At 58.3% G+C, this 8,638-nt stretch carries 11 protein-coding genes; 6 read left to right on the top strand and 5 right to left on the bottom strand.

Annotated elements, in window-relative coordinates; translation table 11 throughout:
- The first annotated feature begins 28 nt into the window (after positions 1–28).
- The 3 genes from AC07N8_RS07115 to tsaA all read left to right on the top strand — a co-directional run bounded on the left by AC07N8_RS07115 (position 29) and on the right by tsaA (position 2,260).
- Complete coding sequence (locus AC07N8_RS07115; RefSeq protein ID WP_140666291.1) at positions 29–499, top strand: YehS family protein; 471 nt, start codon at positions 29–31, stop codon at positions 497–499.
- Positions 500–634: 135 nt separating this feature from the next.
- Positions 635–1,405, top strand: a complete 771-nt coding sequence (locus tag AC07N8_RS07120) for an SDR family oxidoreductase (protein ID WP_493142535.1) — start codon at positions 635–637, stop codon at positions 1,403–1,405.
- A 156-nt stretch (positions 1,406–1,561) separates the two neighbouring features.
- A complete protein-coding gene (gene tsaA / locus AC07N8_RS07125) occupies positions 1,562–2,260 on the top strand; it encodes a tRNA (N6-threonylcarbamoyladenosine(37)-N6)-methyltransferase TrmO (protein WP_483840488.1) in 699 nt (232 codons plus the stop codon).
- A 122-nt stretch (positions 2,261–2,382) separates the two neighbouring features.
- Here tsaA and fpr read toward each other — a convergent pair whose 3' ends face one another.
- The gene (gene fpr / locus AC07N8_RS07130) at positions 2,383–3,162 is read right to left on the bottom strand and encodes a ferredoxin-NADP reductase (RefSeq protein WP_007947184.1); all 780 of its coding nucleotides are present in this window, start codon (positions 3,160–3,162) and stop codon (positions 2,383–2,385) included.
- Between the two features lie 122 nt (positions 3,163–3,284).
- On the opposite strand from fpr, the gene AC07N8_RS07135 reads away from it, so the two are divergent.
- Positions 3,285–4,211, top strand: coding sequence for a LysR family transcriptional regulator (locus tag AC07N8_RS07135; RefSeq protein ID WP_483840487.1), 927 nt, complete (start codon positions 3,285–3,287; stop codon positions 4,209–4,211).
- Here AC07N8_RS07135 and AC07N8_RS07140 read toward each other — a convergent pair.
- The 3 genes from AC07N8_RS07140 to AC07N8_RS07150 all read right to left on the bottom strand — a co-directional run bounded on the left by AC07N8_RS07140 (position 4,208) and on the right by AC07N8_RS07150 (position 6,251).
- Complete coding sequence (locus tag AC07N8_RS07140) at positions 4,208–4,570, bottom strand: diacylglycerol kinase (RefSeq protein WP_008010143.1); 363 nt, start codon at positions 4,568–4,570, stop codon at positions 4,208–4,210. The two genes, AC07N8_RS07135 and AC07N8_RS07140, sit on opposite strands and share 4 nt — an antisense overlap.
- Positions 4,571–4,645: 75 nt before the next feature.
- Complete coding sequence (gene erdR, locus AC07N8_RS07145) at positions 4,646–5,296, bottom strand: response regulator transcription factor ErdR (RefSeq protein ID WP_017336764.1); 651 nt, start codon at positions 5,294–5,296, stop codon at positions 4,646–4,648.
- A 196-nt stretch (positions 5,297–5,492) separates the two neighbouring features.
- Complete coding sequence (locus AC07N8_RS07150) at positions 5,493–6,251, bottom strand: tRNA-uridine aminocarboxypropyltransferase (RefSeq protein WP_493142533.1); 759 nt, start codon at positions 6,249–6,251, stop codon at positions 5,493–5,495.
- Positions 6,252–6,440: 189 nt separating this feature from the next.
- Between AC07N8_RS07150 and AC07N8_RS07155 the strand changes: the two genes are divergently transcribed.
- Positions 6,441–6,866, top strand: coding sequence for a PA3611 family quorum-sensing-regulated virulence factor (locus AC07N8_RS07155; protein WP_493142532.1), 426 nt, complete (start codon positions 6,441–6,443; stop codon positions 6,864–6,866).
- Here AC07N8_RS07155 and AC07N8_RS07160 read toward each other — a convergent pair whose 3' ends face one another.
- A complete protein-coding gene (locus AC07N8_RS07160; protein WP_483840485.1) occupies positions 6,867–7,061 on the bottom strand; it encodes a hypothetical protein in 195 nt (64 codons plus the stop codon).
- A 371-nt stretch (positions 7,062–7,432) separates the two neighbouring features.
- Between AC07N8_RS07160 and AC07N8_RS07165 the strand changes: the two genes are divergently transcribed.
- Entirely contained in the window at positions 7,433–8,551 is a 1,119-nt protein-coding gene (locus AC07N8_RS07165) for an LOG family protein (RefSeq protein WP_493142531.1), read from the top strand.
- Positions 8,552–8,638 lie beyond the last annotated feature (87 nt).

Raw genomic sequence — 8,638 nt, forward strand, 5'->3', positions numbered from 1 at the left:
CCACTGCTGAATATCAGGATTGCACACCATGATTCATAACGACGTATTGCGCAGCGTTCGCTACATGCTGGACATCAGCGACAAGAAAGTCATCGAGATCATCAAGCTCGGCGGCATGGACGTGTCCATGGAAGACCTGCTGACGTACCTCGACAAGAAAGAAGAAGACGAAGAAGGTTTCGTCCGCTGCCCGGATGAAGTCATGGCGCACTTCCTTGATGGCCTGGTGATCTTCAAGCGCGGCAAGGACGAAAGCCGTCCTCCGCAGCCGATCGAGATCCCGGTGACCAACAACATCATCCTGAAGAAGCTGCGCGTGGCCTTCGAACTGAAAGAAGACGACATGCACGCAATCCTCAAGGCTGCCGAGTTCCCGGTATCCAAGCCTGAGCTGAGCGCACTGTTCCGCAAGTTCGGCCACACCAACTACCGCACCTGCGGCGACCAGTTGCTGCGCAACTTTCTCAAAGGCCTGACCCTGCGCGTTCGCCCGCAGTAAGCGCCTGCCAGCCTTGAGTCGCACTCTGCGGCTCAAGGCCAGGCTGTATGGCCCCTCATTCCTCGCAAAAATAGTGGCTCCGCTGACGGCGGCTGACGACTAGGGTGTATTGACCCTTAGCTCTCAGGATTCGCCATGCACCCGTACTTTTCCCTGCAAGGCCGCACCGCACTGGTGACCGGCGGCACCCGTGGTATCGGCAAAATGATCGCCAAGGCTTATGTCGAAGCCGGCGCCACTGTGTACGTCTGTGCCCGGGATGCTGAAGCCTGCCAGCAAACGGCTGACGAGTTGAGTGCATTCGGGCGCTGCCATGGTGTGGCGGCCAACCTGGCCACCGAAGAAGGCGTGCTTCAACTGGCGACGCGTCTGGGCGAGCAGATCACTCATCTGGATATTCTGGTGAACAACGCCGGCACCACCTGGGGCGCACCGCTGGAAAGCTACCCGGTCAAAGGCTGGGAAAAGGTCATGCAGCTCAACGTGACGTCGGTGTTCAACTGCATTCAGCAGTTTTTGCCGTTGCTGCGCAAAGCCGGCTCCGAAGCCAATCCGGCGCGGATCATCAACATTGGCTCGGTGGCCGGGATTTCGTCCTTTGGTGAGCAGGCGTATGCCTACGGGCCGAGTAAAGCGGCCCTGCACCAATTGTCGCGGATTCTGGCGCGGGAGCTGGTGAGCCAGCACATCAACGTCAACGTGATTGCGCCGGGGCGTTTCCCGAGCAAGATGACCCAGCACATTGGCAATGATGAACAGGCGCTGGCGGAGGATACGGCGCTGATTCCGATGAAGCGTTGGGGCCGGGAGGAAGAGATGGCGGCGCTGGCGATCAGCCTGGCGAGTACGGCGGGGGCGTATATGACCGGGAATATTATTCCTTTGGATGGTGGGTTTAGTCTTTAGATCGGCGGTGCGGCCTTCGCGAGCAGGCTCGCTCCCACAGGGGAATGCACTTCCAACTGTGGGAGCGAGCCTGCTCGCGAAGAGGCCCTTATAGCCGCCACAGATCCAGGGACGATCGGGTTATCATGCCCACCCTCTCCCGCTCCGACCCTGACCATGACCTACAGCGTTTCCCCCATCGGCTTCGTGCGCTCCTGCTTCAAGGAGAAGTTCGCCATCCCGCGCCAACCGCAACTGGCCCCGGCCGCTCGCGGAGTTCTGGAATTGGTTGCGCCGTTCGATCAGGGCGATGCGGTGCAGGGCCTGGAACAGGTCAGTCACGTCTGGCTGCTGTTCCTGTTCCATCAGGCCCTGGAAGAAAAACCGCGTTTGAAAGTCCGCCCGCCTCGTCTGGGCGGCAACAAATCCATGGGCGTATTCGCCACCCGCGCCACGCATCGGCCCAATGGCATTGGTCAGTCGGTGGTCAAACTGGACAAGGTCGAAGCCAATCGCCTGTGGATATCCGGGATCGACTTGCTGGACGGCACGCCGATTCTCGACATCAAACCCTACGTGCCTTACGCCGACATCATCGACAGCGCCTCCAACAGCATCGCCAGCGCCGCGCCGCAGCTGATTCCCGTGCAGTGGACGGATGCCGCGCTGCAACAGGCTCATGGCCATGCTCAGCGCCTTGAAGAGCCATTAGTGGCGTTGATCGAGCAATGTCTGGCACAAGACCCACGCCCGGCGTACCAGATTCCTACACCCGAGCGGGAATATGGCGCGCAGTTCTGGGACCTGGACGTACGCTGGCATTATCCCGAGGCAGGGGTTATCCGCGTTCTCGAAGTCATCCCCGCAAAGGCCTGAACACCAGAAACAACTGTGGGAGCGAGCCTGATCGCGAAGGCGGCGTGTCAGTCGACATATAAGTTGACTGTCACACGGCCTTCGCGAGCAGGCTCGCTCCCACAGGGAAGCAGAGCGTTTGCTTACTTCTCGACGAACGCTCGTTCGATCAGGTAATCACCCGGCTCGCGCATCCGCGGCGACACTTTCAGGCCGAAGCTGTTCAGCACTTCGCTGGTCTCGTCGAGCATGCTCGGGCTGCCGCACAGCATGGCGCGGTCGTCCTGCGGGTTGATCGGTGGCAGACCGATGTCGCTGAACAGCTTGCCACTGCGCATCAGGTCGGTCAGGCGACCTTCGTTCTCGAACGGCTCGCGGGTCACGGTCGGGTAGTAGATCAACTTGTCACGCAGGGACTCACCGAAGAACTCGTTCTGCGGCAGGTGTTCGGTGATGAACTCGCGGTAAGCGACTTCGTTGACGTAACGTACGCCGTGGCACAGGATCACTTTTTCGAAACGCTCGTAGGTTTCCGGGTCCTGGATGACGCTCATGAACGGCGCCAGACCGGTACCGGTGCTGAGCAGGTACAAGTGTTTGCCAGGCTTCAAGTCATCCAGCACCAGGGTGCCGGTAGGCTTTTTGCTGATGATGATCTCGTCGCCTTCCTTCAGATGCTGCAACTGGGAAGTCAGCGGGCCATCAGGCACCTTGATGCTGAAGAACTCGAGATGCTCTTCCCAGTTCGGGCTGGCAATAGAGTAAGCGCGCATAAGCGGGCGGCCGTTGGGCTGTTGCAGGCCGATCATCACGAACTGACCGTTCTCGAAGCGCAGGCCCGGATCGCGGGTGCACTTGAAGCTGAACAGAGTGTCGTTCCAGTGATGAACACTGAGGACACGCTCGTGGTTCATGTTGCTCATGTACGTGGGACTCCTGGAGATTTTGCCTACGCCGATGATGTGCGCAATTGCATCGCATTCTAAAGGCAGAGACAATATCTGTTAAATGGATTATTAAGATAAGGGTTATCGGTTATATCGATATGCGATTTACTCTCCGTCAACTTCAAGTATTCGTCGCCGTCGCCCAGCAGGAAAGCGTATCCCGTGCTGCGGGCCTGCTCAACCTTTCGCAATCGGCGGCGAGCACCTCGATCACCGAACTGGAGCGCCAGTCCAGCTGCCAGCTGTTCGACCGCGCCGGCAAACGGCTGAGCCTTAACGCTCTCGGTAAACAGCTGCTGCCCCAAGCCGTGGCCCTGCTCGATCAGTCCAAGGAAATCGAAGACCTGCTCAACGGCAAGTCCGGTTTCGGCTCATTGGCGGTCGGCGCGACCCTGACCATCGGCAATTACCTGGCCACCCTGCTGATCGGCAGCTTCATGCAGCGCCACCCGGAAAGCCAGGTGAAGCTGCACGTGCAGAACACTGCCAATATCGTGCAACAAGTCGCCCACTACGAAATTGATCTGGGTCTAATCGAAGGCGACTGCAGTCATCCGGACATCGAAGTGCAGAGTTGGGTCGAGGATGAGCTGGTGGTGTTCTGCGCACCGCAGCATCCATTGGCCAAACGCGGCACCGCGACCATGGAGGAGCTTAGTCACGAGGCGTGGATTTTGCGCGAGCAAGGCTCTGGCACGCGGCTGACCTTCGACCAAGCCATGCGTCACCATCGCAGCTCGCTGAATATCCGGCTCGAACTGGAACACACCGAAGCGATCAAGCGCGCGGTGGAATCGGGATTGGGGATTGGGTGCATTTCACGGCTGGCACTGCGCGATGCGTTCCGCCGCGGCAGCCTGGTGCCGGTGGAGACACCGGACCTGGACCTGGCGCGGCAGTTCTACTTCATCTGGCACAAACAGAAATATCAGACGTCGGCGATGCGCGAGTTCCTCGATCTGTGCCGCGCTTTCACCGCAGGGGTTCAGCGCAGCGACGAGATCGTTCTGCCGAATATCGCTTAAAGCAGAATCACTGCCCAGACCAGCGCGATCATGCTCAGCGCCACGAATTGAGCCGCGCTGCCCATGTCCTTGGCGTTCTTGGACAGCGGGTGCAATTCCAGGGAAATGCGGTCGATGGCCGCTTCTACCGCCGAATTCAGCAACTCGACGATCAGCGCCAACAGGCAGACGGCGATCAGCAGCGCCTGCTCGACACGGCTGACGTTCAAGAAGAACGACAGCGGGATCAGGATGACGTTGAGCAACACCAGTTGGCGAAAAGCCGCTTCACCGGTGAAGGCTGCGCGCAGGCCATCCAGCGAATAACCGGAGGCATTGAGGATACGCTTGAGGCCGGTTTGGCCTTTGAAAGGTGACATAGAGTGGGCAACTGACCAGATAGGAATGGGAACGCTAGATCATGCAAAGTCAAAATAGCGTGAACATGGCGCCTTTTAGTGGCTCGAAATTGACTCAAGTTGTTGCAAGAGCAACGCAGCCTGCGTCCGGGTCCGCACATTCAGCTTGCGGAAAATCGCCGTGACATGGGCTTTGATCGTAGCTTCGGAGACACTCAGCTCGTAAGCAATCTGTTTGTTCAGCAGGCCTTCGCAGACCATGGTCAACACCCGGAATTGCTGGGGTGTCAGGCTCGCGAGGCCTTCGCTGGCGGCCTTGGCTTCGTCGGAAACGCTGACCGCTTCAAACGCTTGCGGCGGCCAGAATACGTCGCCGTCCAGTACCGCACGGACAGCTTTCTGGATCACGCTCAGGTCGCTGGATTTGGGAATGAACCCACTGGCGCCGAATTCACGGGACTTGACCATGATCGACGCTTCTTCCTGTGCGGACACCATCACCACCGGAATTTGCGGGTACTGACCGCGCAACAGCACGAGCCCGGAAAAACCGTAGGCACCGGGCATGTTCAGGTCCAGCAACACCAGATCCCAATCGGATTTTTCATCCAGGCGGGTTTCCAGCTCGGCAATGCTCGCCACTTCCACCAGACGAACATCCGGGCCCAGGCCCAGGGTCAAGGCCTGATGCAGCGCGCTACGAAACAGCGGGTGATCATCGGCAATCAGGATTTCGTATGTGGCCATTTTTCAAATGATCCTGTTTTTCAAACGACTCAAGGCACAGCCACGGAGCTGCACCAATGGGGCACGTTCAACGCCAATAACAGCTGAAAACGGCGTATCAAACCTGGCCGCGCCCCAATCGGCGCCAAGCATGCCCAGCGAAGACTGGGTGGTCAAGGTGCATGGGCAGTACAGTTCTTTGCAGTATGGGCGACAATCAGCAGATGACTGGGGCCGAGCTTTGCACGAAGGGCATCAGTTCGGCATGAGCGGGCGTGGCGACGTTCATGTCCAGTTGCCGTTTTGCGTCCAGGTAATGCTGGCTGAACACGTCGAAATAAGCGTCTAGCGCCGATGCTGCGGCGGTATCCCCCGCCAGATCGAGGCACAGTGCAGCCACTTCGGCGGTGCATAAATGCTCGCTGCGGGTCGACCTGCGCAATCGGTATCGAGACAGCTTTTCGGGCAGCAGGCTCAAGATCGGCAAGCGATCAAAGTAAGGGCTTTTGCGGAAAATCTTCCGGGCTTCAGTCCAGGTGGCGTCCAGCAGAATAAACAGCGGACGCTTCGAACTGTCCGTGTCGACGCTGTTGGTGACACGTTCAGGTTCGACGTATTCCCCCGGAAACACCAGATACGGCTGCCACTGCGGGTCGGCCAGCAACGCCAACAATTGTTCATCAACCTCGGTGCGCGACCAGATAAACGCATGGTTATCGCGTACCACATCGGCAATCAGCCAACCGGTGTTGCTCGGCTTGAACACTTCCTTGTTGGTCATGATCAGGCACACGCCGGAGCGCGCCTCGACTTGCGGACGCCAGGCGCACAGGCAATGACTCTCGATGACGCGGCAGGAACGGCAACGCGGCGCCCTCCAGCCTCGGGCCTGAATCGGCTTGATCCCCTCTTCTTCTCGAGAATCGCGCAAGCGGGCCACGGCGTTGGCAGCAAAGGGTGCAATGGCAGGGTTCATGGCAGGCAGCGCCGGCAGAAGGAGGAAATCGACACGAAAAGCACTCGGCAGGGCAAAAAGTGCCGCCAGTTTATCAGAGCAGCCGGCGCAAGCCTGTACCGTCCGGAGCGCGTCCCCTATAATTCGCCGCCACTGAACGCACAGTCATGTGACGGGTCGAAGCACCAGTCACTGAACCAGGAGAGTTTCATGCTGCGCCTTATCGTTTCCACCGCTGCCATTCTGCTGGCGTCGTCCTTCAGCGCTCAGGCTGCGTCCTTGAGTGAGCAGAATCTCAACAGAGAACTGCAAAACGTCGCAGCCCAAAGCAGCGTCGGCACGCCACGGGCAATCAACGAAGATATTCTCGATCAGGGTTACACCGTCGACGGCAAGCAACTGATCAACCACCTGAGCGTGCAAAAGAGCCACGCCGACAAGATGCGTGCGGACCCTAAAGCCGTGTATTTCCAGTTGGGTGCCTCGGTGTGCAACAACCCGTCGTACCGCAAGCTGATGGCCAAGGGCGCGATCATGCGTTACGACTTCACGGAAGTGAAAACCAACAAGGCGATCGGCTCCGCCAGCTATCAGGAATCGGACTGCCCGAAAGCGGCTCCAGCCAAGAAAAAGTAATCACCCGGATTTGGCGCGCCGCTGTTCATCCTCGGCGCGCAGTTCTGCCAGCAATGCCTGCAAGTAATGTGACCGTCGCTCAGTTCCCTCCAGGCGTCGGCAGCACTCCTCTTCGAGACTCACGTGATGGGTCTCGGCTGATGACTTGAGCAATCGATACAGTTGCGTATCGATCTCCAGAATCACTCTGGCCATAACATCCCGCCTCCTTGCTCCTCGCCCTGTTTGAGCGAAAAATCCTTCAACTCTTTGAACCGCGCGTCCTGCCTTTGACGCAAAGTTGTCGTGTCGCACCTGTAGCTTAGTAAATCAGAGCGCCAGACACTCGGCGTGCGTTCAGACGAGCGGTGAAATCACCTTGGAAATCGTCAATAAGCGGTTGCCAGGAAAGACTTTGCGGCGCAATGATCAAGTCAGCGTAAATCTCTGCGAGGGTCTAGATTCATAGTGTTCCCACTCACTTTTCCGGGCTGGAAAGGGGCCGCCCGCGACGCGTCTTGTTGTACCAATTGTGCGAATTTTTCCTGCTTCAGGGGAAAACACAGCCTGTATGGAAGGAGAAATTGATGCCTTACCAACCGAATGACCTGCTAAGCCGTCATTTTGAAGAAAGCGGCCACGACCTCACCAGCAAGGTCGAAGAACAACTCAACCTGGTTTCACCTAACAGCCCCAACATCCCCATCTACCGTGACATGATTCTGACCGTGCTGCGCATGGCCCAGGAAGATCACAACCGCTGGAATGCCAAGATCACCCTTCAAGCCCTGCGCGAACTGGAGCACGCCTTCCGTGTACTCGAGCAGTTCCGCGGCCGGCGTAAAGTCACCGTGTTTGGCTCGGCCCGAACACCCATCGAACACCCGCTGTATGGTCTGGCCCGAGAACTGGGCGCCGCGCTGGCGCGCTCGGACCTGATGGTTATCACTGGTGCTGGTGGCGGCATCATGGCAGCGGCGCACGAAGGTGCCGGCCGGGAACATAGCCTGGGTTTCAACATCACCCTGCCCTTCGAACAACATGCCAACCCCACCATGCAGGGCAGCGCCAACCTGCTGCCCTTCCACTTCTTTTTCACCCGCAAGCTGTTCTTCGTCAAGGAAGCTGATGCGCTGGTCCTGTGCCCAGGCGGTTTCGGCACCCTGGACGAGGCGCTGGAAGTACTGACACTGATTCAGACCGGCAAAAGCCCATTGGTGCCGGTGGTATTACTGGACGCGCCGGGCGGCAAGTTCTGGCAAGGCGCGCTGGACTTCATTCACCATCAACTGGAGGAAAACCGCTACATCCTGCCGACCGACATGAAGCTCGTGAGCCTGGTCTACAGCGCCGAAGAAGCGGTGGAACAGATCAACCAGTTCTACAGCAACTTCCACTCCAGCCGCTGGCTCAAGCATCAGTTTGTGATTCGCATGAACCACACCCTCAGTGAGCAAGCGCTCGACCACATGCAGGAAGTATTTGCCGACCTGTGCCTGAGCGATCGTTTCCATCAGCACGCCTACAGCGGTGAAGAGCACGATGAAGCGCAGTTCAGCCACCTGGCGCGACTGGCCTTCAACTTCAACGCGCGTGATCATGGTCGCCTGCGTGAACTGGTGGACTACATCAACCTGCCGGAAAACTGGGCGCAGTCCAAACCCCAACTGCAACAGCGCACGCGCAAACCCTCGAAGGTAACGTGAGGCAAAAAAAATGGTTCTTCACGGAATCCCGGGAAACACAGAAACAAGAACGCCGATTTGATTGATGATGTTCGTGCGAGCAAACAC

The sequence above is a fragment of the Pseudomonas sp. GW821-FHT10C09 genome, assembly GCF_059415465.1.

What these genes read in the sequence shown, in the direction of transcription:
- AC07N8_RS07115 (WP_140666291.1), top strand. Translation starts at nt 29, where the DNA reads ATGATTCATAACGACGTATTGCGCAGCGTTCGCTACATGCTGGACATC.
- AC07N8_RS07120 (WP_493142535.1), top strand. Translation starts at nt 635, where the DNA reads ATGCACCCGTACTTTTCCCTGCAAGGCCGCACCGCACTGGTGACCGGC.
- tsaA (WP_483840488.1), top strand. Translation starts at nt 1,562, where the DNA reads ATGACCTACAGCGTTTCCCCCATCGGCTTCGTGCGCTCCTGCTTCAAG.
- fpr (WP_007947184.1), bottom strand. Translation starts at nt 3,162, where the DNA reads ATGAGCAACATGAACCACGAGCGTGTCCTCAGTGTTCATCACTGGAAC.
- AC07N8_RS07135 (WP_483840487.1), top strand. Translation starts at nt 3,285, where the DNA reads ATGCGATTTACTCTCCGTCAACTTCAAGTATTCGTCGCCGTCGCCCAG.
- AC07N8_RS07140 (WP_008010143.1), bottom strand. Translation starts at nt 4,570, where the DNA reads ATGTCACCTTTCAAAGGCCAAACCGGCCTCAAGCGTATCCTCAATGCC.
- erdR (WP_017336764.1), bottom strand. Translation starts at nt 5,296, where the DNA reads ATGGCCACATACGAAATCCTGATTGCCGATGATCACCCGCTGTTTCGT.
- AC07N8_RS07150 (WP_493142533.1), bottom strand. Translation starts at nt 6,251, where the DNA reads ATGAACCCTGCCATTGCACCCTTTGCTGCCAACGCCGTGGCCCGCTTG.
- AC07N8_RS07155 (WP_493142532.1), top strand. Translation starts at nt 6,441, where the DNA reads ATGCTGCGCCTTATCGTTTCCACCGCTGCCATTCTGCTGGCGTCGTCC.
- AC07N8_RS07160 (WP_483840485.1), bottom strand. Translation starts at nt 7,061, where the DNA reads ATGGCCAGAGTGATTCTGGAGATCGATACGCAACTGTATCGATTGCTC.
- AC07N8_RS07165 (WP_493142531.1), top strand. Translation starts at nt 7,433, where the DNA reads ATGCCTTACCAACCGAATGACCTGCTAAGCCGTCATTTTGAAGAAAGC.